The following is a 25191-nucleotide window of genomic DNA, read 5'->3' on the forward strand; positions in this document are numbered from 1 at the left end:
GCTTTGACGCCGGAGTGTCACTCACCTGCCCTTTCGTCGCCCCGATCGGCAGATGGCTGAGAGCCGGCTCCGGCGTTCGGCACAGCGACGGCGGCCGGGACGGCGGGCGTGAGCCGCCCCACCTCGTCGGGCCTACCGTGGGCGAGGTGATCGGCATCGAGATCGTCGGCTTCGTCGTCTCGAGCGGCCACGCCTACGAGGGACGCCCGGGCGACGGCCCCGTGACGGTGCCGACCGGCACGCCCGACCACATCGAGATCCGCGCCGGGTACGGGGTGGTGGGCGACCGCTACGCGGGGCAGGCCGCGCACCGCGACGCCGCGGTCACCGTGCTCGCGATCGAGGCGCTCGAGGCCGTCGCCACCGAGCTCGGTGTCCCGCCGTTCGATCCGGTCGCGGCCCGCCGCACGATCCTCACCCGCGGGCTGGACGTCGAGGCCCTGCGCTCCCGCGAGTTCGCCCTCGACTCCGGCGACGGGCCGGTGCGCCTCGGCGGGGGCCGGCCCGCGGCCCCGTGCGCCTGGATGGACGTGGTGCTCGCCCCGGGCGCGCACGCCGCCCTCCGCGGGCGCGCCGGGGTCCGGTGCGCGGCGCTGGGTTCGGGGACGCTGCGGGTGGGGCCGGCGACCGTGACCGTCCCGGACGGCGACGATCTCCTGGACGCGTCGCGGGCCGGCCTCCCGCGTCGGGCGCGCCGGCCGGCCGCGAACCGGACGTGTCGTGACGCTCCGGGCACGGCGACGGTGGCCTCGGTCTCGACCACGGGTCCGTGATCGCGTCCTGCGGCACGGTCGTGCGGTGAGCGCCGACGTCTCGACCGCCGAGTCCACCACCGGGATCGGGCGCGCCCGCACGCTGCTGCTCGCCGTGGTGTGCGGCGCCGCGGTGGCGAACATCTACTACGCGCAGCCCCTGCTGCACACGATCGGCGAGGAGTTCGGTGTCGGCAACGGCACCGCCGCGCTGCTCGTCACGGCGTCGCAGGTGGGGTACGCGCTCGCGCTCGCCTTCGTCGTCCCACTCGGTGACCTGCTGGAGCGCCGGCGGCTGGTGAGCCTGCTGCTGCTCGGCTGCGCCGTGGTGCTCGGGCTGGCCGCGGCGGCGCCGGGGTTCGCGCTGCTCGCCACGGCCGTCGCGCTGGTCGGGGTGACCTCCGCCGTCGCGCAGATCGCGGTGCCCCTGGCGGCGCAGCTGGCCGGCGACCACGAGCGCGGCCGCGTCGTCGGCACCGTGATGAGCGGCCTGCTGATCGGCATCCTCGGGGCGCGGACGGTCGCCGGGTTCGTGGCCGAGGCCGGCGGGTGGCGCTGGGTCTTCGCGCTCGCGGCGGGCGTCATGGTGGTGCTGGCCGTGGTGGTGCGCCTGGTGCTGCCGGTCGTCGCGCCCACGGAGGCGACGAGCTACCCGCGCCTGCTGGGCTCGGTGCTCGGGCTCGTGCGCCACGAGCCGGAGCTGCGCCGGCGCATGCTGCTGGGCGCGGTCGGCATGGGGTGCTTCACGATCCTGTGGACCTCGGCCGACTTCCTGCTCTCCGCGCCGCCCTACGGCTTCGGTCCGGCGGTCGTCGGCCTGTTCGGCCTCGCGGGCCTGGCGGGGGCGGCGATGGCGCCGCTCGCGGGCCGGCTCGCCGACCGCGGCCACGGTCGGCTCGTCGTCACCCTGGGGCTGGTGGTGCTCGTGGCCAGCTGGGCGCTGCTCGGGCTCGGCGGCGCGTCGATCGTGGCGCTGATCGCGGGCGTCGTCGTGCTCGACCTCGCCCAGCAGAGCCTGCAGATCAGCCACCAGAGCGTCATCTACGCGCTCGCCCCGCAGGCCCGCAGCCGCATCACCACCGCGTACATGACCTCGGTGTTCGTCGGCGGCACGCTGGCCTCGGCGGCGACGTCGATCGTCTACCCCGCGGGCGGCTGGATCGGCGTGTGCGTGCTCGGCGGCGCCGTCGCCCTCGTCGGCCTCGGCGTCTGGTTCCTGCCCCGTACGTGAGCGAAGTTCCCGGCTATAGCCGGGAACTTCGCTCACGGGGGAGACAGGCGCGCGGAGAGGTCGCTCGCGGCCGCGGCGGTGGCGGCGGCGTGGGCGGCGAGGTGGGGGCGCAGGCGCGGCGCGGGGCCGGACACGGTGAGCGCGGCGACGATCCCGCCGTGGAACCCGCGCACCGGAGCGGCCGCGCCGGCGAGCGTGGGGTCGAACTCGCCGTCCACCACGGCGTGGCCCGCGGCGCGCACCCGCGCCAGGACCTCGGGATCGGCGCCGACCGCCCGGGCGGCCGCCTCGTCGCGCTCGGAGAGCAGCACCCGGCCCGTGGACGTCGTCGCCGCCGGGATGTCGTCGACGTCGAAGCGCGCCCGGGCGGGCCCGCCGGCGGCGTCGGCGGTCAGCAGCGTGGCCACCCGGGCCCCGTGCAGGCGGCACAGCGACGCCTGCTCGCCGGTGCGCGCGGCGAGGGCGATCAGCGCGGGACGGGCCAGCGCGACCAGGCGGGCCTCGGTGGTGCGGGCGGCGAAGGCGTAGAGCCGCCAGCCGAGGGCGTAGCGCCGGCTCGCCGGGTCGCGCTCGACGAGGCCCTCCTCCTCGAGGGCGGCGAGGGCGCGCGAGACCTGGCTGGGCTGGCGCCCGGTCTCCTCGGCCACCCGCGCCACGCCGAGCCCGGCCGTCAGCGCCTCGGGCGAGGACAGCACGTCGAGCAGCTCCATGTCGCGGCGCAGGCCCGTCGAGCGGGGGCGGGTCATGCCGCCAGTCCCAGCATCGCCAGCGCCACGATCCCGCCGAGCGTCCAGGCCGCGGTGCGCCACCAGTTGGTGCGCGTGAGCCGGGCGTGCACGGCCGGGTCCCACCCCTGCCCCAGCCGCTGGTGGCACGGCACCGACACGGCGACGGTCACGGCCACCGTGGCGGCCCCGCACAGCCCCGCCGCGAGCGCGAGCACGAACGGGACGCCGGGCGGCCGCCACACGAGCAGCACCGCGCACGTCAGCCCCTGCACCGCCCAGGGCCCGCTGACCAGCAGGCCCATGATCCGCGTGTGCCGGTCGTGGACCGTCACCCAGTCGCCTCCGACCATGTGGGCGAACCCGGGGTAGACGAGCAGCTGGATCACCCAGACCAGCCCGACGCAGAACCAGACGGCGGCGAGGTGCAGGCCCAGCACGGCCGTCCCCAGCAGACCCGTCCCCAGCAGCGGAGTTGCGCTCACCGCACGGATTCTTGCCCCCTCCGTCGCCGGCTCCTCTACTGACCCACGCCGGACCGCGAGGGGGACAGGCCGACGTGAAGATCACCGACATCCGTCTCGAGCACCGCGAGACCGTCCTCGACCCGCCCTGCCACGCCGCCTGGGACCCCGAGCCCCGCACCCGGTTCGACGCGACGATCGTCCGCGTCGAGACCGACGAGGGCGTCGTCGGCGTGGGCTCGGGCGACACCATGGCCGGGTTCGACGCCCACCGCGAGCTCTTCCTCGGCAGCGACCCGCTCGCCACCGAGCTCCAGGTGCGCCGCATCGAGTCGATCGGCTTCCACGCCGGGCGGTTCTGGCCGCTCGAGTCCGCGATCTGGGACATCGTCGGCCAGGTCGCCGGCCTCCCCGTGGCCACGCTCTTCGGCGGCGTCACCGACCGCGTGCCCGTCTACGCGTCCTGGTGCTCCGAGCAGCCGCCCGGGCGCCGGGCGGAGGACGCCCACCGGCTGGTGGAGGACGGCATCCGGGCGGTCAAGATCCGGGCCCACCCACAGCGGCTGCGGCAGGGTGTCGCGGCCGTCGCCGCGGTCCGCGAGGCCGTCGGCGACCGGCTCGACATCATGGTCGACCTCAACCAGGCCTGGCGGATGGGCGGCGACGTCACCGAGCCGCTCGAGCTCGCCGAGGTCCGGCGGGTCGTCCGGCGCCTCGCCGAGTACGACGTCGCCTGGGTCGAGGAGCCGCTGCCCTACGCCGACGTCGACGGGCACCGCCTGCTGCGCGCGGACAACCCGGGCGTGCGGATCGCGGCGGGGGAGATGCTGGACTCGCTGCCGCAGACCCTGGCGCTCCTCGAGGCCGACGCGCTGGACGTCTACCAGGCCGACGTGGTGCTCGCCCTCGGGATGACGCGGTCCCGCCAGCTCGCCGAGGCCGCCCGCGCGCGGCACCGCCGCTTCACCCCGCACACCTGGACCAACGGCCTGGGCCTGCTCGCGAACCTGCACGTCGCCGCGGGCGTCGGTGCCGGGCCCTACCTGGAGTTCCCCGACGACCCGGCCGGCGGCTGGACCCCGGAGCGTCGCGACTTCCTGCTCGCCGAGCCGCTGCGCCCCGACCCCGACGGCATGCTCGTCGTGCCCGAGGCGCCCGGGCTGGGCGCCGTGCTCGCCTGACGGGCACCCCCGAGACGGCGGTCCCGGCTCTGACCCCCCCTCGGAGCCGGGGCCGCCACCCACAGAGAAGCCGCACACCCGCAGGAGGAGTCCCGTGACCGGCACGGCCGACCGCACCGACGTCCACGCCCCCTGCGCCGGCGTGGCCGCCGGCACCGCGTTCCTGTCCGGCCCCGGGCCGGTCGTCGACTTCGGGCCCGGCGCGGTGGCCCGAATCCCGCGCACCTCGCCGCGCTGACCGCGCGGCGGGTGCTCGTGGTCACCGACCCCGGCCTGCGCGCAGCCGGGGTCGTGGACGCCGTCGTCGGGCCGCTCGCCGCGTCCGGCGCGGTGGTCGAGGTGTTCGACGCGGTGCGCGGCAACCCCACGGTGGCCGTCGTCGAGGACGGCGCCGAGCACGCCCGGGCCCTGGGCCTCGACGCGGTGCTCGCGCTCGGGGGCGGGTCGAGCCTCGACGCCGCCAAGGGGATCGCGCTGCTCGCGCCGTCGCCCGGCGCCCGGGCCGACGGCAGCGGGGTGACGCCCGCGGCGGGGCTCCCGCTCGTGGCCGTCCCCACCACGGCGGGCACGGGGGCCGAGACGAACGGCTTCGGGGTGCTCGAGGACCCCGCGAATCGGCAGAAGGTCTACTGCGGCGACGCGAGCGTCGTGCCCCGGGTCGCCGTGCTCGACCCGGAGCTGACCCTCGGCCTGCCTGCCGCGGCCACCGCCGCGACCGGCGTCGACGCGCTGGTGCACGGCATCGAGTCGCTGGCCTCGCGCGGCCGGGACCCGATGTCCGAGGCGTTCGCCGCCGAGGCCGTCCGCCGGGCGTGGGTGTGGCTGCCGGTGGCGGTGGCCGACGGGAGCGACCCGCGGGCGCGCGCCGAGATGCTCGTCGCGGCGCACCTGGCCGGGCAGGCGCTCACGCGCAGCGGACTGGGCCTGGTGCACGGGCTCGCGCACGCCCTGAGCCTGCACACCGGCGCGGTGCACGGGCCGGCCCTGGCCGCCGTGCTGCCCGAGGTCGTGGCGTGGTCGCTCGACGCCGACCCCGCGGGGTGGGGACGCGCCGCCGAAGCTGCCGGCCTGCCCGGGCCCGCCGCCCTGCCCGACGCGCTGGGGGCCTGCTCGAGCAGGTCGACACGCGGGTCTCGGTGGCCGACCTGGGTGCGGCCCCCGACGACCGCGAGGCCCTGGCGCGCACGGCCCTGGCCGACCCGGTCAGCCGCAACGCGCCTCGGCACCCGGCGTCGGTGGCCGAGCTCGTGGAGCTGCTCGGCCGCTGCTGACACGCGGTCGCGAGCCACCCGGACGTGGGCGAGGTCACGGATCCGGGCTCCTGGTGGCGGTGTGGGGCCCGGCTTTGAGGTCATGCAACAGGTTTCGCCCCGGAGTCCTCACTCCTCGCGTAGCCCGTGCGTCGGCGCGGTCCCTACCGTCGGGGTAGTGATCAGCAGCGGGCCGACGGGCGCTCGCCCAGCTCCCCCCGGACTCCCGTAGGACAGAGGAGGCCTCGTGACCACCCTCGAGACCATTCCCGAGCACATCACCCGCATCAACCAGGCCAAGACGCCGATGGGTCCCGGCCGCCCCGGGGCCAGCACCGCGCACATCACGCCGTCGACCGAGCACCTGTCGACCGAGGACATCGAACGCCTCGGCGCCGAGCTCGAGGTCCTGCGTGACCAGGTCATGTCGTCGCTCGGCGACGACGACGCGCGCTACATCCGCCGCGTCATCCGGACCCAGCGTGGCCTCGAGGCGGCGGGACGCGTCCTGCTGCTCGGCGCGTTGTTCCCGCCGGCGTTCGTGGTCGGCACCGCGTCGCTCGCCCTGGCCAAGATCCTCGAGAACATGGAGATCGGCCACAACGTCCTGCACGGCCAGTGGGACTGGATGCGCGACCCGGAGATCAACTCCACCACCTGGGAGTGGGACCACGTCTCCACCGCCCGGAGCTGGCAGCAGACCCACAACTACCTGCACCACACGTACACCAACGTGCACGGCAAGGACCGGGACATCGGCTACAACGTGCTGCGGGTCGACCCCGACCAGCCGTGGGAGCCCATCTACCTGTTCCAGACCTTCACCAACGCCGGCCTCGCCATGATCTTCGAGTGGGGCATCGCGGCCTTCGACCTCGAGATCGACCAGGTCCAGCGCGGCGAGAAGACCTGGGCCGAGAAGATGCCCGAGCTCAAGGCGATGGGCCGCAAGGCCGGCAAGCAGGCCCTCAAGGACTTCGTGGTCTTCCCCGCGCTGTCCGGGCCCTCGTTCGTCCCGGCGCTGGTGGGCGGCCTGCTCGCCAACCTCGTCCGCAACGTCTGGTCGCACGCGGTGATCTTCTGCGGTCACTTCCCCGTCGAGGTGGAGACCTTCGACGAGGAGCGGCTGGAGAACGAGACGCAGGCCGAGTGGTACGTGCGTCAGATGCTGGGCTCGGCCAACATCGAGGGCTCGAAGCTCCTGCACATCATGACCGGGAACCTCTCGCACCAGATCGAGCACCACCTCTTCCCGGACATGCCCTCGAACCGCTACGGCACCATCGCGCCGCAGGTGCGCGACCTGTGCCGCCGCTACGGGCTGCCGTACCACGCGGGCCCGATGTGGAAGCAGTACGGCGGCGTGCTCGCCAAGATCGCCCGCCTGTCGTTCCCCGGCGGCCACAAGGGCCTCGCCAAGCGGCGCCTGCGGGCGCTGCCGTTCGGCCGCCGGCGCGCCGAGTCCCTCGACGCCGCCGCCCCGGCCGCCGCCTGAGGCACCTCTGGTCGCAGCGAACGCGCTGTTCGCTGCTTCTAGGCGCACGAAGTCCCCGTTCGCGCCGGGTGGCTCAGCCCTCCGCGAGGGCGGGCCCCCCGGCGCGCAGGGCGAGGGCGACCTCGAGGCGGCCCACCGGGTCGTCCAGCACCCCGGCGAACGCCTCCTTGAGGCGCGCGAGCCGGTAGCGCACGGTCTGCGGGTGCACGTGCAGGCGCGTGGCGGCCTCGCCGACGTCGCCGTGCGCGTCGAGCCAGGCCGTCAGCGTCGTCACCGCGCGGTCGCGGGCCGCCGACGTCATGCGCCGCAGGGGCTCGAGGCGCTGGGCCACGAGGTCGGCGGTGAGCGTGACGTCGGCGTGCAGGAGCAGGGCGAGCAGGTGGTCCTCGGAGCGCACGAGGCCCTCGTCGCCCAGGTGGCCCTCGAGGTGCAGGGCCCAGGTCGCGCGGGCGCGGGTGACGGTGCGTGGCACCTGGTCGGGCTCCACCGTCGGCCCGAGCACCGCCGTCGTGCCGCGCAGCGCGTCGGCCACGACCTCGAGCCGCCCCGGCCCCTCGGGATCGGGGAGGAAGACGACGCCCAGGCGGTCGACGACCGACCCCGCGACGTCCGGGGGCAGGCGCCGGCACACCAGCGGCAGCGACTCCTCGCTGGTCACCAGCGCCGCGACCGTCTTGGGCGTCGACCAGCCCGCCTCGCGGGCGAGCGCCTCGAGCTCGGCGCCCTCGGGGGCGGGTGTGCGGCACAGACGCTCGACGAGGGCGTGCTGTCGCGCCTGGCGTGATCCCGCGGCCAGCGACTGCTCGTAGGCGTAGCCCGAGACGGACGCCGCGGCGAGCTGCTCGATGTAGGCGAAGAGGGCCTCGGCGAGGCGGAAGATCGACTCCGCTTCGAGCCCGTGCTCGCCGCTCGTGCCCGCGATGCGGCGCCAGAGCACCCGCGAGCCGATGCGGTAGGCGCTCTGCAGGGCGTCCATGGTGCGGCCGTGGCGGTGCTCGACGCGGCCGAGCTCGAAGTAGACGGTGGTGTCCGGCAGGGCGGCGTCGGTGCCGAGCAGGTCGAGGAACTGGTCGAGGGCCACGGAGACCCCGAGCCGGATGCGCCGGCCGAACTCGCCGTTCATCGACAGCGCGTACTCGGCGACCTCGGCGCGCACCTCGGCGATGATCTCGTCGCCGGCGCCGAGCACCACGGGGCGCAGCCGGTCGCGGGCCGTGTCGGGGACGTCGGCCCACGGGTGCCGTCGCGGGGCGTCCGACGCCGCGCACACACCGTCGCTCACGCGCCCAGTGTCGCAGGATCGGGCGAAGACGCCAGGAGGGACGACGGCGGGCCGCGTCACCATCTGTCCCGTCGCGGGCCGGCCGTGTCGTGCGCGACTCGCCCGGGCCGTGGCGCGGGGCCCGGTCCGGGGGAGGGCCAGGATGGTGGGGTGCACCGGTCCGCGCAGGCGCTCCTCGCGGCGCTCCGGGCACCCGGCGCCCGGACGGCGCTCGCGGTCGGCGCGCTCGCCGCCCTGGTCGCGGGCGCGGGCCTGCGGCCGCTGACCCGGCGCTGGCCGGCGGCGGTCCTGGGCAGCCTGCTGTCCTCGACGGCCACCGAGACCCCGCGCGCCACGGCCGTGCTCCTCGGCTCGGTGGCCGGTGTCGCGGCCCGCCGCGGGGCGCTGTGGCACCCCGCGGGGCAGGCGGGGCTCGCCGTGACCGCGGGTGCGGTCGGGGTGCTGCTCACCCTGGACCGCCGGGCGCGCGCGGACTCCGAGGTCCTCGCCGAGGCGCTGCGCGCCGAGATCGGCCCCGTGGAGCTCCCGGCGCGGGCCGGCGTCGTGCGCTCCGTGCTCGCGCGCCACCGATACGCGACGGTCCGCGACGTCGCCTACGGCCCGGACCCGGTGGCGAACCTGCTCGACGTCTGGCGCGACCCGCTGCTGCCCGCCGACGCCCGGGCGCCGGTGCTGCTGCAGATCCACGGCGGGGCGTGGTCGTCGGGCAGCAAGGCCGCCGACGCCCACCCGCTGATGGCCCACATGGTCGAGCGCGGCTGGGTGTGCGTCAGCGTCGACTACCGCCTCGGGCCCGCCGAGCGCTGGCCCGCGCAGATCGTCGACGTCAAGCGCGCGCTGGCCTGGACCCGCGCCCACATCGCCGACCACGGCGGCGACCCGGCCCGCATCGCGATCACGGGCGGGTCGTCCGGCGCCCACCTCGCGGCGCTCGCCGCGCTCACCCCCGGGGCCTGGCAGCCCGGGTTCCCCGACGCCGACACGTCGGTCGCCGCCGCCGTCTGCCTCTACGGCATCTACGACCTGACCAGCGACGACGGCAGCGGCACCCTCGACGAGCTCCTGGCCGAGACGATGATGCCGACCGCGCTGGGCGAGGACGCCCACCCGTACGTGGCCGCCTCCCCGGCGGCGCGCGTGCACCCCGACGCCCCGCCGTTCATGGTCCTGCACGGCTCCGCCGACGCGATCGTCGTGCCCGCGCAGAGCCGCGCGTTCGTCAGCCGGCTGCGGGCGGTGTCGGAGGCGCCGGTGGTGCACGCCGAGCTCGCGCACGCCCAGCACGGCTTCGACCTCGTGCCCACCCCCCGCACCCTCGCCGCCGTACGGGCGATCGCGGCCTTCCTGGAGGCGGTGGTGGGGCGGGGGACGCCCCGCTCGGGCCGGGCGGACACGGTGGTCGCGGGCGCTCGATAAGCTCGACGGACCACCCTCGATGTTTCGGAGAGTCCGCCGTGTCCTCGCCCGCCCCGCCCCGCCCCGCCGTCGCCGACAGCGTCCGGGTGACGGCGGGCACCACCGCCGGCCAGGCCGTCCGCGACGCCGGGCTGCCGCTCACCGGGCACGAGGCCGTGATCGTCGTCCGGGCCCCCGACGGCGTGCTCAAGGACCTCGCCTGGGCGCCCGAGGAGGACGTCGACGTCGCACCGGTGCCGGCGGACACCGAGGACGGCCGCGCCGTGATCCGGCACTCGGCGGCGCACGTGCTCGCCCAGGCGGTGCAGCAGCTCTTCCCGGACGCCAAGCTCGGGATCGGGCCGCCGATCGCCGACGGCTTCTACTACGACTTCGCGGTCGAGCGGCCGTTCACGCCCGAGGACCTCGAGGCCCTCGAGAAGGCGATGCGCAAGATCGTCAAGGCCAAGCAGCGGTTCGTGCGCCGCGAGTACGCCTCGCTCGACGCCGCCCGCGAGGAGCTGGCGGGCGAGCCGTTCAAGCTCGAGCTGGTCGACCTCAAGGGCACCGACGCCGACCAGGACTCCGAGATCATGGAGGTCGGGGCCGGCGAGCTCACCGCCTACGACAACGTGCACGCCCACACGGGCGAGCGCGTCTGGGGCGACCTGTGCCGGGGCCCGCACATCCCGACCACCGGGTACATCCCGGCGTTCAAGGTGCTGCGCTCCGCGGCGGCCTACTGGCGCGGCGACCAGCGCAACGCCCAGCTGCAGCGCATCTACGGGACGGCCTGGGAGTCGCAGGAGGCGCAGGACGCCTACCTCGAGCGCGTCGCGGAGGCCGAGCGCCGCGACCACCGCCGCCTCGGCGCCGAGCTCGACCTGTTCAGCTTCCCCGACGAGATCGGCTCCGGGCTCGCGGTGTTCCACCCCAAGGGCGGGATCATCCGCAAGGAGCTGGAGGACTACTCCCGCCAGCGCCACACCGAGGCCGGCTACGAGTTCGTCAACACCCCGCACGCCACCAAGGGCGAGCTGTTCCAGACGTCGGGTCACCTCGACTGGTACCGCGAGGGCATGTTCCCGGCCATGCACCTCGACGAGGAGCGCGCCGAGGACGGCACGGTCAAGCGTCAGGGCATCGACTACTACCTCAAGCCGATGAACTGCCCGATGCACAACCTGATCTACCGGGCGCGCGGGCGGTCCTACCGCGAGCTGCCGCTGCGCCTGTTCGAGTTCGGGACGGTCTACCGCTACGAGAAGTCCGGCGTGGTGCACGGCCTGACCCGCGCGCGGGGCTTCACCCAGGACGACGCGCACATCTACTGCACCCGCGAGCAGATGGCCGGCGAGATCACCTCGCTGCTGACGTTCGTCCTCGACCTGCTGCGCGACTACGGCCTCGAGGACTTCTACCTCGAGCTCTCCACCCGCAACCCGGAGAAGTCGATCGGGACCGACCAGGAGTGGGAGGACGCCACCGACGCGCTGCGCGAGGCGGCCTCGAACTTCGGGCTCGACCTCGTCGACGACCCGGGCGGCGCCGCGTTCTACGCGCCGAAGATCAGCGTGCAGGCCCGGGACGCCATCGGGCGGTACTGGCAGATGTCGACCATCCAGGTCGACCTGATGCTGCCCGACCGCTTCGAGCTCGAGTACACCGCGAGCGACGGCAGCAGGCAGCGGCCGGTGATGATCCACCGCGCGCTGTTCGGGTCGATCGAGCGCTTCTTCGGGGTGCTCACCGAGCACTACGCCGGCGCGTTCCCGGCCTGGCTGGCGCCGGTGCAGGTCGTCGGCATCCCGGTGTCCGGCGACCAGGCGGAGTACGTCGCGCAGATCGCCGACCGTCTGCGCGCCGAGGGGCTGCGCGTCGACGTCGACGACTCCGACGACCGGATGCAGAAGAAGATCCGGAACCACACGCTGCAGAAGGTGCCGTTCCTGCTGCTCGCAGGGGGGAAGGATGCCGACGCTTCGGGCGAGCGAAGCGACGGGACCCGATGGAACGGGGCGGTCTCGTTCCGGTTCCGCGACGGGTCGCAGCGCAACGGGGTGCCGGTCGACGAGGCCGTCGCCGCCGTCGTCGACTGGGTCCGCCGCCGCGAGAACGTCTCACCCGACGCGGAGAAGTTCCTGCCCTGATGAGCGGTGACGCAGCGCCGGAGATCGCGGAGTCCGGGGATCTCGACGAGCTCCGGGGCGCCGGGACCCCCGACGGGTTCCGGCGCCTCTGGGCGCCGCACCGGATGGCCTACATCGCGGGCGCGGCCGGTACCGGCGAGGAGTCCGGGCAGTGTCCGCTGTGCCGGATCCCGACCCTCGACGACGACGACGGCCTGGTGCTGCACCGCGGCGAGCGCGTCTACGCCGTGCTCAACCTGCACCCGTACAACCCCGGGCACCTCATGGTCGTGCCGTACCGCCACGTCGCGGGCCTCGACGAGCTGGACCTCGAGGAGTCGGCCGAGCTCGTCGCGGTGACCCAGCAGGCGGTGCGGGCCCTGCGCACGGTCGCGGCCCCGCACGGGTTCAACGTCGGGATCAACCTCGGGCACGTGGCGGGCGGCTCGCTGGCCGACCACCTGCACCAGCACGTCGTCCCGCGCTGGGGCGGCGACGCCAACTTCATCACCGTCATCGGCCAGACGAAGGTGATCCCGCAGCTGCTCGCCGAGACACGGTCCGTCCTGTCCGCGGCGTGGCCCTCGCCATGATCAACCAGTGGGCCCGCGCCGCGATCAAGGGCGTGGTCGAGCCCACCGCGTCCTGGCTGGTCCGGCGCGGCGTGCACCCCGACGCGGTCACCGTGTTCGGCACCGTGGCCTCCACCGCCTCGGCGCTGTGGCTCATCCCGACCGGGCACCTCCTCGCGGCGTCGATCGTCGTCGCCGTCTTCGCGCTGCTCGACGTCCTCGACGGCGCGATGGCCCGCGCGCGGGGGGTGACGAGTCCCTTCGGGGGCGTGCTCGACTCCGTCGGCGACCGCCTCGTCGACGGCGCGGTCTTCGCCGGCATCACCTGGTGGGCGTTCACCCAGGACCGGCCCCTGCTCGCGGGCCTCGCTCTGGCCTGCCTCATCACCGGCCAGCTGATCTCCTACATCAAGGCCCGCGCCGAGGCCGCGGGCCTGCGGGCCGACGGCGGCCTGGTGGAACGCGCCGAGCGCCTGATCCTCGGGCTCGCCGGTGTCGGGCTCACCGGGATCGGCGTGCCCTACGCGCTCGACGTCGCGCTGTGGCTGCTCACGATCGGCTCGGTGATCACCGTCGGCCAGCGCATCGTGGCGGTGTGGCACAGCGCGCGCGAGCAGTACGGCGCGGCGACGGGCGTCACCGACCATCCCGAGAACTCCGAGGGGACCGCGTGACCGAGACCGCGACCGAGACCTCGCCGTCCGTCGTCACCCCCGCGCAGCGCGCCGCCGAACTGGGCTACGCGGCGGGGTGGGGGCTGGTGCGTGCGGTACCCGAGCCGGTGGCGCGCTGGGCGTTCGCCGCGGGCGCCGACCTGGCCGCGCGCCGCGGCGGACCGGGGTGCGCCGGCTGCGCTCGAACCTCGCGCGCGTCCGTCCCGACGCCGGCGCCGACGAGCTCGACGCCCTCACCGCGGCGGCCGTGCGCTCCTACGCGCGGTACTGGCGCGAGGCGTTCCGGCTGCCGGGGATGGACCACGAGGCGCTGGTCCGCAAGCCCGTGGTGTACGGCCAGGAGCATCTCGACGCCGCGCTCGCGACCGGGCGCGGGGCGGTCGTGGCGCTGACCCACTCCGGCAACTGGGACATGGCGGGCCTCTGGCTCGTCGCCCACTCCGGGCGCTTCACCACCGTCGCCGAGCGCCTGCGCCCCGAGTCGCTCTACGAGCGCTTCGTCGCCTACCGCGAGTCCCTCGGCATGGAGATCCTGCCGATGACCGGCGGCGACTCCCCGGTGCGCGGGCTCGTGCGGGCGCTGCGCGAGGGACGGGTCGTCTGCCTCGTCGCCGACCGCGACCTCTCCGCCCACGGCGTGCCGGTGACGTTCTTCGGCGGGCGGGCGACGATGCCGCCCGGCCCGGCGGCGCTCGCCGCGAGCACCGGCGCGGCGCTGCTGCCGGTGGGGCTGTGGTTCACCGAGGACCCGGGGGACGGCTCGGGGGAGGGGTGGGGGTTCCGCATCCACCCGCCGGTCCCGGTGCCCGACCGTGCCGCCGTCCCGGCCGCGACCCAGGCGGTCGCCGACCACTTCGCCGCCGAGATCGCCGAGCACCCCGCCGACTGGCACATGCTCCAGCGCGTCTGGCGCGACTGAGCCGGCCGTCCCACCGGCCCCGCCCGACTCCTCCGTCCCACCGGTGCACCCGGTGGTGATCGCTGCTCCGTTCGCAGGAAGCGTGACGTGGAGCACACGCTGGCGGTTTATCGTTCATCTCATGAACACGGGCCCGCGACCGGGATCGCCGTCCGGTCTGCGCGACGCGAACCGTCGCCGCGTGGTGGACGCCGTCCGCGCCGGCGGCGCGCCGACGCAGGCGGAGATCGCCGGGGCCACGGGGCTCGCGCCGGCCACGGTGTCGAACATCGTGCGGGACCTCGGCGCCGCGGGCCTGCTCACGGCGGGTGACGAGGTGCGTGCGGGGAGGCGCGTCCGCGCGGTCCGGCTCGTCCGCGGGGCGGGGTGGTCGCCGGCATCGACGTCGGGCACCGGCACCTGCGGGTCGCCCTGGCCGACGTCGCCGACCCGTCCGCGGCCGCCGGGCACCCGGGTCCGCCCGGGCGCTCCGAGCTGCGGGCGGACCTGCCCGACTACCACGGCGTCGCCGAGGGCCTGGCGACCGCGGCGAGCCTGATCGACGAGGCGCTCGCGCAGGCCGGCGTCCGGCGCGAGGCGTTGCGCGGCGCGGTGGTCGGGCTGCCGGCGCCGGTCGACCGCGCCACGGGTGCGGTGGGGGCCTCCGGCGTGCTCCCGGGGTGGATCGGCGTGCCGGTGGCCGGTCGGGTGTCCGAGCACCTCGGGGTCCCGAGCTGGGTCGACAACGACGCCACCCTCGGCACCCTCGCCGAGCAGCGCTGGGGGGCGTTGCGCGAGGTCCGGGACGGAGTGTTCCTCAAACTCTCGGACGGTGTCGGCGCCGGGCTGGTGCTCGACGGGCGGCTCTACCGGGGCCCCGACGGCACCGCGGGCGAGATCGGCCACGTCGCCGTCGACCCGGGTGACCGCCACGCCGCGGTGTGCCGGTGCGGGCACCGCGGGTGCCTCGAGACGGTGGTGTCCACGCGCACCGTCACCGCGCTGCTCGAGCCGCTCGTCGGCGGCCCGCTAACCGTCGCCGAGATGGTCGCGCTCGCCCGCGACGGCGACGCCCCAGCCCGCCGCGTCCTCGCCGACACCGGGCACCACGTCGGGGCCGCCCTCGCCGGCTTCTGCACCGTGCTCACGCCGCGGCGCATCGTCGTCGGCGGCGAGCTCGCCCAGGCCGGCGACCTCCTGCTCGGCCCCCTCCACGCCGCGCTCGAGGCCGCCGCGCTCCCCGGGACCACCCGCACGGCGGACGTCGTCGTCGCCGAGCTCGCCGAGCACGCCCCGGTGCTCGGCGCCCTCGCCCTCGCCCTCGACCGGGCCACCACCGCGCCCTGAGGGCCGGGGTCCACCACCCCCCTGCGCACGCCGCGGTCACAGCCCGACACCCGGTGGTGCGGACGTGTCGACTCCACGTGGCGCGAGCCCGTCGCGTCCGCGAAGATCGCGCCGCTGTGTTCATCCGTTGACGACGTCATGGACGCCGCCCTAGCCTTGTGGTTCGCATCACATGACAACGGCGCCCGGAGATTGCGGAGGCCCCTGGTGACGGTGTCTGACGACAACGGTCGAGCTCCCCTATCGGCGTACTCCTCCCATCGCTCCGTCTCCGGCGCGACCACGACGGCGGATCGGTTACCGCACGCGCTGGACGCCCCCGAGGTGGCCGAGCGCCTGCACGGTCGCCGACCCGCGGTCTTCCTCGACTACGACGGCGTCCTGACGCCGATCGTGCCGCGTCCCGAGGACGCGATCATGAGCGACGACATGCGCGACATCGTGCGGGCGCTCGCGCAGCGCTGCTCGGTGTGCGTGGTGTCCGGACGGGACCGCGCGGTGGTGTCCGAGCTGATGGGCGTCGACGACCTGATCGTCGCCGGCAGCCACGGCTTCGACATCTACGACCCGGCCCGCGGACCGATCGTCCACGAGGCGTCCCAGGGCTGGGAGGGTCTCGTCGCCGAGGTCACCGAGCGGGTCCGCGCCGCGGCGGACGACATCCCGGGGACGCTCGTGGAGCCCAAGCACGCGTCGGTGGCGCTGCACGACCGCCACGTCGCCGACGCCGACCGCCCTCGGGTGGCCGCGCTCGTCGAGGCCGTGCTGGCCGAGCACCCGGGCGAGCTGCGGGTGACGCCCGGCAAGTTCGTCCACGAGATCCAGCCGAAGATCGACTGGAACAAGGGCAAGGCCGTCGAGCACCTCCTGGACGTCCTCGACCTCGACCACCCCGACATCGTCCCGATCTACCTCGGCGACGACGTCACCGACGAGGACGCGTTCCGGGCGCTCGTCGCCCGCGCCGACGCCGGTCGCCCGGCAGGCGTCGGCATCCTCGTGATCGACCCGGAGGACGCCCCGTCCCGCGACACGTCGGCGACCGCGGTCCTGGCCACGGTCGACGAGGTCGGCCGCTTCCTCGACGGCCTGGCTCGATGAGCCCGATGAGCGAGACGATCCCGCTGATCACCCCGCTGCCCGCTCCCGGAGTACGGAGACGATCGTGACCACGACCGACCAGACGCCCTCGACCACCGAGACCACGGGGAGCGCCCGCACGACCCCGACCGGCGAGGTCCTGCCCGGCGGGGCGGTCGCCGACGACTTCACGATCACCTGGACCGGGGTCGTCCCCGACGACGAGGGTCTGCGCGAGGCCCTGACCAGCACCGGCAACGGCTACTTCTGCACCCGCGGTGCCGCGGAGTGGGAGGACACCGAGGCCCCGGTGCACTACGCCGGCACCTACGCGCACGGCGGCTTCAACCGCGAGACGACGATCCTCGGTGGCCGCCCGGTCCTCAACGAGGACCTCGTCAACCTCCCGAACTGGCTCGTCCTCAAGTTGCGCATCGAGGGCGAGGAGGCGATCGACCTCTCCAACGTCGAGGTGCTGGAGTACACGCACACCTACGACGTGCGCACCGCGACGGTCGGCCGGGTGTTCCGGTTCCGCGACCGCAACGGCCGCGAGACCACCCTGCGCAGCCGCCGGTTCGTCTCGATGGCCCACAGCCACCAGGCGGCGATGGAGTGGACGCTCACCGCCGAGAACTGGTCGGGGCGCATCGGCATCGTCTCGGCGATCGACGGCCGCGTCGACAACACCATGGTCGCCCGCTACCGCGACCTCGAGGGCCGCCACCTCGACCCGGTCACCCCCCGCACGTTCGGGCCCGAGGTCATCGCGCTCAAGGTGCGCACCCGCCAGTCGAACCTCTACGTCTCGGAGGCCGCGCGCACCCGGATCTACCGCGGGCGGGGCCGCGGCTGGGAGAAGGTCGACCCGGCGCGCACGTTGCACCAGATGAACGACTACATCCAGCAGGTGCTCGACCTCGACATCACCGAGGGCGAGACCGTGCGGGTGGAGAAGATCGTCTCGTTCTTCACCAGCCACGACAACGCGATCACCGAGACCCTCACCGCCGCCGGCCGGCACGTCGAGCGCTACCCGGACTTCGCGGGCTGCTTCGCCGAGCACGTCGACGCCTGGGAGGAGTACTGGGACGTCTGCGACATCGAGCTGCCGCGCGAGCCGACCATCCAGCTGCTCCTGCGCTTCCACATGGCCCACGTGCTGCAGGTCTGCTCGCGGCACACGGCCCGCCACGACGCCGGTGTCCCCGCCCGCGGGCTCAACGGCGAGGCCTACCGCGGGCACGTGTTCTGGGACGAGCTCTACGTCTACCCGTTCCTCAACTACCGGCTCCCGGAGATCACGCGCGGGCTGCTGATGTACCGCTACCGGCGTCTCGCCGAGGCCCGCGAGGCCGCGCGCGCCGAGGGCTACGCCGGTGCGATGTTCCCGTGGCAGTCGGGCAGCGACGGCACCGAGGAGACGCAGGTCGTCCACCTCAACCCGCTCTCGGGCACCTGGGACCCGGACCACTCGCACAACCAGCGCCACGTCAACGCCGCGATCTTCTACAACGTCTGGCAGTACTACCAGGCCACCGACGACCTGGAGTTCCTGCGCGACTACGGCGCCGAGCTGATGCTCGAGATCGCGCGGTTCTGGGGCTCGATCGCCCACAAGAACCCGAACACCGGGCGCTACGAGATCCACGGCGTGATGGGGCCCGACGAGTTCCACGAGCGCTACCCCGGCGCCGAGGCGGGCGGGCTGCGCAACAACGCCTACACCAACGTCATGGTCGCCTGGATCTGCGCGACCGCGCCGAAGGTGCTGGCCCTGCTGCCCAAGAGCCGCCGCCGCGCCCTGCGCAGCAGGCTCGGGATCACCGACGACGAGATCGCGCGCTGGTCGGAGATGTGCACGTCGATGACGGTGCCGACCCACCGCGACGACGACGGCCACCCGGTGATCACGCAGTTCGAGGGCTACGCGGACCTCGCCGAGCTCGACTGGGACGGCTACCGGGCGAAGCACAAGAACATCCAGCGGATGGACCGCATCCTCAAGGCCGAGGGTGACGACCCCGACCACTACAAGCTCGCCAAGCAGGCCGACGCGGTCATGCTGTTCTTCCTGTTCGGCGACGACGAGCTGCGCGAGATCTTCTCCCGCCTCGGCTACGACGCGATCGCCGACGACAAGGACCTCGCGCGGCGCACCATCGCCTACTACGACCGGCGCACCTCGCACGGATCGACGCTCTCGCTCGTCGCGCACGCCGCGGTGCTCGCCGGCATCGACCCCGAGAGCTCCTGGGAGCGCTTCCTCGTCGCCGTCGAGTCCGACATCGGCGACGTGCAGGGCGGCACCACCAAGGAGGGCATCCACATGGGGGTGATGTCGGGGACCCTCGACCTCCTCCAGCGGGCCTACCTCGGTGCCGGCGCCCGCGACGGCGTGCTGACCTTCGACCCGCGGCTCACCCTGCGCCTCGACGGCCTCGCACTCTCGCTGGTATTCCAGGGCACGACGCTGCGGGTGTCGGTGGGCGCCGGGGAGCTCACCGTCGCCGTGCAGTCCGAGGGCTTCAGCCACCCGGTGCGCATCGGGCTCGGCGGCGAGGTCCGCGAGCTCGGCGCCGGGCAGGAGTGGACGGTCCCGCTCGACGGCGAGGGACGCATCGCACCCCGCAACGCGGTCGGGGCGACGTCCGGCGGCACAGCGTCGACCGCAGCGTCCACCGGCTCGTCCTCCGCAGCGTCCTCCGGGGCGGCGACACCCACCCCCACCGTCGCGGACGGCACCCCGCAGAGCTCGAGCACGACCGTCACCGGTACCTCCGACGGCGGCCACGACCACGGAGGGAACGGCGCATGAGCGGCTACACAGGAGCGATCTTCGACGTGGACGGCGTCCTCGTCGACTCCCCCCACGAGGAGGCCTGGCGCGAGTCGCTGCGCGAGCTCATGGCGGGCCCGTGGGCCGACATCGCCGGGCAGACGAGCTACTCCCCGGAGAAGTTCACGCCCGCGCTCTACCACGAGCGCATGTCGGGCAAGCCCCGCACGGCCGGGGCGACGGCGGCGCTCGAGTACTTCGGCGTGCCCGACATCGACCGCCGCGTGAAGGAGTACGGCGAGCACAAGCAGGAGATGATCATCCGGCTGATCTCCGAGGGCCGGTTCTCGGCCTACGACGACGCCGTGCGCTTCGTGCTCGCCGTCCGGAACTCGGGCATCCCGGTCGCGGCGGCGTCGTCGTCGAAGAACGCCAAGATGTTCCTCGAGAAGATCGACCTGTCCCGCTTCGGCGGCACCGGCAACCTGCACCAGGTGTTCGACGTCGACGTCTCGGGCCGCGACTTCGCCCACGGCAAGCCGGACCCCGAGATCTTCCTGACCGCCGCGCGGGAGCTCGGCGTCGAGCCCGGGAGCGCGTTCGTCGCCGAGGACGCTGTCAACGGCATCCAGGCCGCGAAGGCCGGGGGGTTCGGGGCCCTCGGGGTGTCGCGCGCCGACGACGTCGACGCGCTCGCGGCCGAGGGCGCCGACGTCGTCGTCACCGACATGGGCGAGATCGACCTGTCCGCGCTCGGGCGGGGCGAGCTGGTGAGGACGTCATGAGCGGGCTGACCGTCGGCGTCGACGTCGGCGGCACCAAGATCGCGGCGGGCGTGGTCGACGAGGCCGGCAAGCTCATCGCCTCGACCCGTCGCGAGACCCCGGCCACCGACACCCACCTGGTGCTCGAGGCCATCGCCGACGCCGTCCGCGAGCTGGGCAGCCACCACCAGATCGACGCCGTCGGCATCGGCGCGGCCGGCTTCGTCGACGCGGGACGGGCGAAGGTCCTCTTCGCGCCGAACCTGGCCTGGCGCGACGAGGACCTGAAGGGCGAGCTCACCTCGCAGCTCGGGCTACCGGTGGTGGTGGAGAACGACGCCAACGCCGTCGCGTGGGCCGAGTCCCGCTTCGGCGCGGGCCGCGACCACGACGACCTCGTCGCGATCACCATCGGCACCGGGATCGGCGGCGGGCTGATCTCGTCGGGCCGGCTGCTGCGCGGCGGCTACGGGGTGGCGGCGGAGATCGGCCACATCACGATGGTCCCGTACGGCCGCCGCTGCGGCTGCGGGCTGCAGGGTTGCTGGGAGCAGTACGGCTCCGGGCGGGCGCTGGTCACCGAGGCGCGGGAGATCGCGCGGCACTCGCCGGCGTTCGCGTCCGGGCTGCTCGCGATGGCCGGGGGCGACCCGGAGGCCATCACCGGCGAGATGGTGACGGCCTGCGCCCAGCAGGGGGACGTCGGAGGCCTGCACTGCTTCGACGAGATCGGCCGTTGGATCGGGCTGGGCCTCGCCCAGCTCGCTGCCGTGCTCGACCCGACGCTCTTCGTCCTCGGCGGCGGCGTCTCCGCCGCGGGGGACCTGCTGCGCGAGCGGGTCGAGGCGATGTTCCGGGGGAACCTCACCGGACGCGGGCACCGGCCCGTCGCCGAGGTGCGGCTCGCCGAGCTGGGTTGGGAATCCGGGATGGTCGGCGCCGCCGATCTCGCCCGGACTAATGACGACACATCCGTTCCGGGGAGTGATCGATGAGCACCGCAGGATCAGCATCAGGGGCGGACGCGCCCGGCTCACGGGAGAAGACGACCGCCAAGGCGATCCTCATCTCCATCGTCGCCGCCGTCGGCGGCTTCCTCTTCGGCTTCGACTCCAGTGTCATCAACGGCGCCGTCGACGCCCTGAACGACCAGTTCGGCCTGCAGGACAGCCCACTGCTGTCCGGCTTTGCCGTGGCCTGCGCCCTCCTGGGCTCGGCCGCCGGTGCCTGGTTCGCCGGCCCCGCCGCCGACAGGTACGGCCGCGTGCGCGTCATGCTCATCGCCGCCGCGCTGTTCGCGATCAGCTCCATCGGGTCCGGCCTGGCGTTCGCCGTCTGGGACCTCATCATCTGGCGCATCCTCGCCGGCGTCGGCATCGGCATCGCCTCGGTGATCGCCCCCGCCTACATCGCCGAGATCGCGCCCGCCCACATCCGCGGGCGGCTCGCGTCGCTCCAGCAGATGGCCATCGTGCTCGGCATCTTCGTCGCCCTGCTCTCCGACGCCCTGCTCGCGGGCGTCGCCGGGGGCGCCGCCGAGACGTTCTGGCTGGGGCTCCCGGCGTGGCGCTGGATGTTCCTCGTCGGCGTCATCCCGTCGGTCATCTACGCAGTCCTCGCCCTGCGCATCCCCGAGTCGCCGCGCTACCTCGTGGCCAAGGGACGCATGGAGGAGGCCGGCCGGGTCCTCGCCCAGGTGCTCGGACAGCCGGTCGAGTCGGTCCAGGCCAAGGTCCGCGAGATCGCCGTGACGCTCGAGCGCGAGGAGAAGCCCAGCCTGCGCGACCTGCGCGGTCACGCGGCGGGCCTGCGCCCGATCGTCTGGGTCGGCATCCTGCTGTCGGTCTTCCAGCAGTTCGTCGGCATCAACGTGATCTTCTACTACTCGACGACGCTCTGGCAGGCCGTCGGGTTCTCCGAGAGCGACTCGTTCCTCGCGTCGGTCATCAACTCGCTGGTGAACGTGCTCGCGACGGTCGTCGCGATCCTCATCGTCGACCGCGTCGGCCGGAAGCCGATGCTGCTCGGCGGCTCGGCCGGCATGGTCGTGACGCTGGGGATCATGGCGGTCGCGTTCTCGCAGGCGATCATCACGGTCGGCGCGGACGGCTCCGAGGAGCCGAGCCTGCCCGGGCCGTGGGGCCCGATCGCGCTGGTCGCGGCGAACCTCTACGTGGTGGCGTTCGCGGTCTCGTGGGGCCCGGTCGTCTGGGTGCTGCTCGGTGAGATGTTCCCGAACTGGCTGCGTGCCGCCGCGCTGTCCGTGGCGGCCGCCGCGCAGTGGCTTGCGAACTTCCTCGTCACGGTCACGTTCCAGTCCCTCGCCGACGTCGGCCTGACCCTGGCCTACGGGCTCTACGCCTTCTTCGCCCTCCTGTCGTTCCTGTTCGTCAGCAAGTACGTGCAGGAGACCAAGGGCAAGGAGCTGGAGGACATGCTCGCGCCGCAGTGATTTGCGGTGGACCGGGGCAGGACGATCAGGGGATGGATCTCCTGATCGACCTGCCCTGCCGCCGCCTGCGCCTCGTCCTCGACGAGGGCTCCGACCGCGTCGCCCTGCTCGCCGAGCTCCGGTCCCGCCGCGGTGCGGACCCTCCGCGCTGCCTCGCCGACCCGGGCCGCCCCTGCGGCCCGGGTCGGCCGTGCGCGTTCTCCTCCCGCCGCGACCGGGCTCCGCGCCGGCCGCCGGAGTCCGATCCGCAGCGAACGCGCTGTTCGCTGCTTCTCTGCGTCGGAACTCCCCGTTCGCGGTGACAACGGGTCGGCAAGGGGCACGTTGCGCATGACCATCGGGAGGCGTCGCCTGCGGAACGTGCCCGTCGTGCTCCCGACGCCGCGGCGTCCGGCGCCGACGTGGAACCCCCGCTCGTGCGGCGGCAGATCACCGGCGCGAGGGCCCCAGTAGGCTCGGTTCCCTGATGCGCATCGGGATCGTGTGTCCGTACTCGCTGGACGTGGCCGGCGGGGTCCAGGCCCACGTCCTCGACCTCGCGCGGGCGCTGACCGGTCTCGGGCACCTTGTCGACGTCCTGGCGCCCGCGGGGTCGGACACCCCGGTGCCCGACGGGGTCACGCGCGCCGGGAAGTCGCTGGGCATCCCGTACAACGGCTCGGTCGCGCGGCTGACGTTCGGGCCGGTGTCGTTGGCGCGGGTGCGCCGCTGGCTGCGCGAGGGCGACTTCGACGTCCTGCACGTCCACGAGCCCACCGCGCCGAGCCTGTCGTTCCTCGCGCTGATGGTCGCCGAGGGTCCGGTCGTCGCCACCTTCCACACGTCGACGCCGCGCTCGCGCACCATGACGTTCTTCGAGCCCCTGCTGCGCCCGCTGCTCGAGCGGGTCACGGCGCGGATCGCGGTCTCGCCGCTCGCCCGCCAGGTCTACGTCGAGCACCTCGGCGGCGACGCCGTCGAGATCCCCAACGGCGTCGACGTCGCGGCGTTCGCCGACGCGCCCCCGCTGCCCGGATACGCGGGACACGGCAACGGCGCGACCGTCGGCTTCGTCGGCCGCTACACCGAGCCGCGCAAGGGGATGCCCCTGCTGCTCGACGCCCTGCGCCCGCTGGTCGCCCGCCGCCCGGACCTGCGGCTCGTGGTGGTCGGGCGCGGCGACGAGGACGAACTGCGCCGGCAGGCGGGCCCGGAGCTCGCGGACCGCATCGACCTGCTCGGCGCGGTCGACGAGGCGACGAAGACGTCGATGCTCGCCTCGGTCGACCTGCTCGCCATGCCCAACACGGGCGGCGAGAGCTTCGGGGTCGTGCTGGCCGAGGGCATGGCGGCCGGGGCCCCGGTGGTCGCGAGCGACATCGAGGCCTTCCGCCGCGTGCTCGGCGAACCCCCCGCGGGCGTCGTCGTGCCGTCGGGCGACGTCGACGCCTGGAGCGCCGCCGTCGGCGCGCTGCTCGACGACCCGGCGCGCCGCGACGCCCTGCGTGCGGCGGGCAGCGCGCGGGTCGCGGCGTTCGACTGGTCGGTGGTCGCGGCCGCCGTTCTGAGGGTGTACGAGGTCGCCGTGGCCGCCGATCCGCGCCGTGTCGCGCCCGGCGGCCGGCTCGGTGCCCGGGCGCAGTCCGGCGCGGAGGCCGAACTACCGTCGTCGTCGTGACCCTCCTCGGTGTTACCGGCGTGCTGGTGGTCCTCGTCGTCCTCGCGGTCCTCCTCGTGGTCGTCGTGACGGCCGGGGTGCTGGTGGCCCGGGCGCGTCGGCTGGACCGGCTGCACGTGCGCACCGACGCCGCCGCGGCGGCGCTCGCGGCCGTGCTCGACCGGCGGGCCGCCGTGGTGCGGGCGATCGCCGCCACCGCCGGGCCGGTGGCGCTCACCGACCCGGACCGCCGGGCCCTGCGCGCGGCCGCCCGGGCGGTCGCCGCGACGCGGGCGGCCTCCGACGGCGGGCTCGACGCGGAGCGCGAGGCGGCCGAGAGCGACCTGACCCGGGCCCTCGGCGCCCTCGACACCGCCGCGCTGCCCGCCGACCTCGCCGCCGAGCTGGCCGACGCCCACGTCCGCGTCTCGGTCGCCCGCCGGGTGCACAACGACGCGGTGCGCGACACGCGTGCCCTGCGCGGTCGGCGGATGGTGCGCTGGCTGCACCTGGCCGGCACGGCGCCGGCACCGCGCTACTTCGAGATCGCCGAGCCGGGACCGGACGGCGCCACCGCGACGCCGCCGGCGATGCGGACGGCCCAGGACGCGGTCCGGGTGATCGTCGTGGACGGTGACGCCCGCGTGCTCCTCTTCCAGGGGATCGACCCGGCGCGCCCGGCCGAAGCGTTCTGGTTCGCCCCCGGCGGGGGCGTCGAGCCGGGGGAGGAGCCGGTGAAGGCCGCCGTCCGGACGGTCGGCGAGGAGACCGGGCTCGACGTCGACCCGGCCGCCGTCCAGGGCCCGCTCTGGGTGCGCCAGGTGGTCTTCGAGGCCGACGGCACGACGTATGCCGGGCGCGAGCTCTTCCACGCCGTGCACGTCCCGACCGGCGACATCGACACCAGCGCCTTCACCGAGCACGAGGCCCGGACGGTGCGCGGACACCGCTGGTGGACCCCGGCCGAGCTGGCCGTGACGCTCGACGTCGTCCACCCGCACCAGCTCCCCGATCTGCTCGCGGACCCCCGGGCCCTCGAGCCGGGCGGGGTCCCGCTCGCCATCCACTAGCCCCGCACGGCGTCG

Annotated in this window: 22 protein-coding genes and 2 pseudogenes; 21 read left to right on the forward strand and 3 right to left on the reverse strand. The window is 74.6% G+C overall.

Translation table 11 applies throughout. The annotated features are described in order from the left end of the window. Positions 1 to 146: 146 nt before the first annotated feature. Both ACQPYN_RS12930 and ACQPYN_RS12935 read left to right on the forward strand, forming a co-directional pair. Entirely contained in the window at positions 147 to 773 is a 627-nt protein-coding gene (locus ACQPYN_RS12930) for an MOSC domain-containing protein (protein ID WP_433037401.1), read from the forward strand. Positions 774 to 798: 25 nt separating this feature from the next. Beyond that, the gene (locus tag ACQPYN_RS12935) at positions 799 to 1983 is read left to right on the forward strand and encodes an MFS transporter (RefSeq protein ID WP_433037403.1); all 1185 of its coding nucleotides are present in this window, start codon (positions 799 to 801) and stop codon (positions 1981 to 1983) included. A gap of 32 nt (positions 1984 to 2015) precedes the next feature. On the opposite strand, the gene ACQPYN_RS12940 is transcribed toward ACQPYN_RS12935, so the two are convergent. Both ACQPYN_RS12940 and ACQPYN_RS12945 read right to left on the reverse strand, forming a co-directional pair. Next, positions 2016 to 2729 (reverse strand): IclR family transcriptional regulator, encoded by a 714-nt coding sequence (locus tag ACQPYN_RS12940; protein ID WP_433037406.1) that lies wholly within the window; start codon positions 2727 to 2729, stop codon positions 2016 to 2018. Continuing rightward, positions 2726 to 3193, reverse strand: coding sequence for a hypothetical protein (locus ACQPYN_RS12945; RefSeq protein ID WP_433037408.1), 468 nt, complete (start codon positions 3191 to 3193; stop codon positions 2726 to 2728). Before ACQPYN_RS12945 ends, ACQPYN_RS12940 begins: the two co-directional genes overlap by 4 nt. 74 nt (positions 3194 to 3267) lie before the next feature. Between ACQPYN_RS12945 and ACQPYN_RS12950 the strand changes: the two genes are divergently transcribed. From ACQPYN_RS12950 to ACQPYN_RS12965, 4 genes are all read left to right on the forward strand, one after another. Continuing rightward, entirely contained in the window at positions 3268 to 4353 is a 1086-nt protein-coding gene (locus ACQPYN_RS12950; protein ID WP_433037410.1) for a mandelate racemase/muconate lactonizing enzyme family protein, read from the forward strand. A 94-nt stretch (positions 4354 to 4447) separates the two neighbouring features. Beyond that, the gene (locus tag ACQPYN_RS12955) at positions 4448 to 4591 is read left to right on the forward strand and encodes a hypothetical protein (protein WP_433037413.1); all 144 of its coding nucleotides are present in this window, start codon (positions 4448 to 4450) and stop codon (positions 4589 to 4591) included. 11 nt (positions 4592 to 4602) lie between these two features. Continuing rightward, on the forward strand, positions 4603 to 5835 hold the full coding sequence (locus ACQPYN_RS12960; RefSeq protein ID WP_433037416.1) for an iron-containing alcohol dehydrogenase family protein: 1233 nt from the start codon (positions 4603 to 4605) through the stop codon (positions 5833 to 5835). 111 nt (positions 5836 to 5946) lie between these two features. After that, a complete protein-coding gene (locus ACQPYN_RS12965) occupies positions 5947 to 7098 on the forward strand; it encodes a fatty acid desaturase family protein (protein WP_433038865.1) in 1152 nt (383 codons plus the stop codon). Positions 7099 to 7171: 73 nt separating this feature from the next. On the opposite strand, the gene ACQPYN_RS12970 is transcribed toward ACQPYN_RS12965, so the two are convergent. Then, positions 7172 to 8380, reverse strand: coding sequence for a PucR family transcriptional regulator (locus ACQPYN_RS12970; protein ID WP_433037418.1), 1209 nt, complete (start codon positions 8378 to 8380; stop codon positions 7172 to 7174). A gap of 150 nt (positions 8381 to 8530) precedes the next feature. Between ACQPYN_RS12970 and ACQPYN_RS12975 the strand changes: the two genes are divergently transcribed. From ACQPYN_RS12975 to ACQPYN_RS13045, 15 genes and pseudogenes are all read left to right on the forward strand, one after another. Continuing rightward, positions 8531 to 9796: an alpha/beta hydrolase fold domain-containing protein gene (locus ACQPYN_RS12975; protein ID WP_433037421.1), complete on the forward strand. Its 1266-nt coding sequence runs from the start codon at positions 8531 to 8533 to the stop codon at positions 9794 to 9796. A 38-nt stretch (positions 9797 to 9834) separates the two neighbouring features. Continuing rightward, positions 9835 to 11925, forward strand: a complete 2091-nt coding sequence (gene thrS / locus ACQPYN_RS12980) for a threonine--tRNA ligase (RefSeq protein WP_433037423.1) — start codon at positions 9835 to 9837, stop codon at positions 11923 to 11925. Further along, positions 11925 to 12497: an HIT family protein gene (locus ACQPYN_RS12985; RefSeq protein WP_433037425.1), complete on the forward strand. Its 573-nt coding sequence runs from the start codon at positions 11925 to 11927 to the stop codon at positions 12495 to 12497. The genes thrS and ACQPYN_RS12985 overlap by 1 nt, the downstream gene beginning before the upstream one ends. Beyond that, complete coding sequence (pgsA, locus tag ACQPYN_RS12990) at positions 12494 to 13150, forward strand: phosphatidylinositol phosphate synthase (RefSeq protein WP_433038867.1); 657 nt, start codon at positions 12494 to 12496, stop codon at positions 13148 to 13150. Before ACQPYN_RS12985 ends, pgsA begins: the two co-directional genes overlap by 4 nt. 59 nt (positions 13151 to 13209) lie before the next feature. After that, a pseudogene (locus tag ACQPYN_RS12995) lies at positions 13210 to 14069 on the forward strand (phosphatidylinositol mannoside acyltransferase). A 121-nt stretch (positions 14070 to 14190) separates the two neighbouring features. Next, positions 14191 to 14310: pseudogene (locus tag ACQPYN_RS13000) on the forward strand (hypothetical protein); the annotation flags it as partial. Positions 14311 to 14435: 125 nt separating this feature from the next. Further along, positions 14436 to 15395: an ROK family protein gene (locus tag ACQPYN_RS13005; RefSeq protein WP_433037427.1), complete on the forward strand. Its 960-nt coding sequence runs from the start codon at positions 14436 to 14438 to the stop codon at positions 15393 to 15395. Positions 15396 to 15719: 324 nt separating this feature from the next. Then, positions 15720 to 16496, forward strand: a complete 777-nt coding sequence (gene otsB / locus ACQPYN_RS13010; protein WP_433037429.1) for a trehalose-phosphatase — start codon at positions 15720 to 15722, stop codon at positions 16494 to 16496. A 64-nt stretch (positions 16497 to 16560) separates the two neighbouring features. Beyond that, the gene (locus tag ACQPYN_RS13015) at positions 16561 to 19293 is read left to right on the forward strand and encodes a glycoside hydrolase family 65 protein (protein ID WP_433037432.1); all 2733 of its coding nucleotides are present in this window, start codon (positions 16561 to 16563) and stop codon (positions 19291 to 19293) included. Continuing rightward, positions 19290 to 20039, forward strand: coding sequence for an HAD family hydrolase (locus ACQPYN_RS13020; protein WP_433037435.1), 750 nt, complete (start codon positions 19290 to 19292; stop codon positions 20037 to 20039). The genes ACQPYN_RS13015 and ACQPYN_RS13020 overlap by 4 nt, the downstream gene beginning before the upstream one ends. Further along, entirely contained in the window at positions 20036 to 21013 is a 978-nt protein-coding gene (locus ACQPYN_RS13025) for an ROK family glucokinase (RefSeq protein WP_433037437.1), read from the forward strand. The genes ACQPYN_RS13020 and ACQPYN_RS13025 overlap by 4 nt, the downstream gene beginning before the upstream one ends. Next, positions 21010 to 22470, forward strand: a complete 1461-nt coding sequence (locus ACQPYN_RS13030; RefSeq protein WP_433037440.1) for a sugar porter family MFS transporter — start codon at positions 21010 to 21012, stop codon at positions 22468 to 22470. Before ACQPYN_RS13025 ends, ACQPYN_RS13030 begins: the two co-directional genes overlap by 4 nt. Before the next feature lie 32 nt (positions 22471 to 22502). Further along, the gene (locus ACQPYN_RS13035) at positions 22503 to 22772 is read left to right on the forward strand and encodes a hypothetical protein (protein WP_433037443.1); all 270 of its coding nucleotides are present in this window, start codon (positions 22503 to 22505) and stop codon (positions 22770 to 22772) included. Positions 22773 to 22936: 164 nt separating this feature from the next. Then, a complete protein-coding gene (locus tag ACQPYN_RS13040; protein ID WP_433037446.1) occupies positions 22937 to 24127 on the forward strand; it encodes a glycosyltransferase family 4 protein in 1191 nt (396 codons plus the stop codon). Then, positions 24124 to 25176, forward strand: coding sequence for an NUDIX hydrolase (locus tag ACQPYN_RS13045; protein ID WP_433037449.1), 1053 nt, complete (start codon positions 24124 to 24126; stop codon positions 25174 to 25176). The genes ACQPYN_RS13040 and ACQPYN_RS13045 overlap by 4 nt, the downstream gene beginning before the upstream one ends. Positions 25177 to 25191 lie beyond the last annotated feature (15 nt).

The sequence above is a fragment of the Actinomycetospora sp. CA-053990 genome (genome assembly GCF_050948445.1).
GTDB classification, from domain to species: domain Bacteria; phylum Actinomycetota; class Actinomycetes; order Mycobacteriales; family Pseudonocardiaceae; genus Actinomycetospora; species Actinomycetospora callitridis.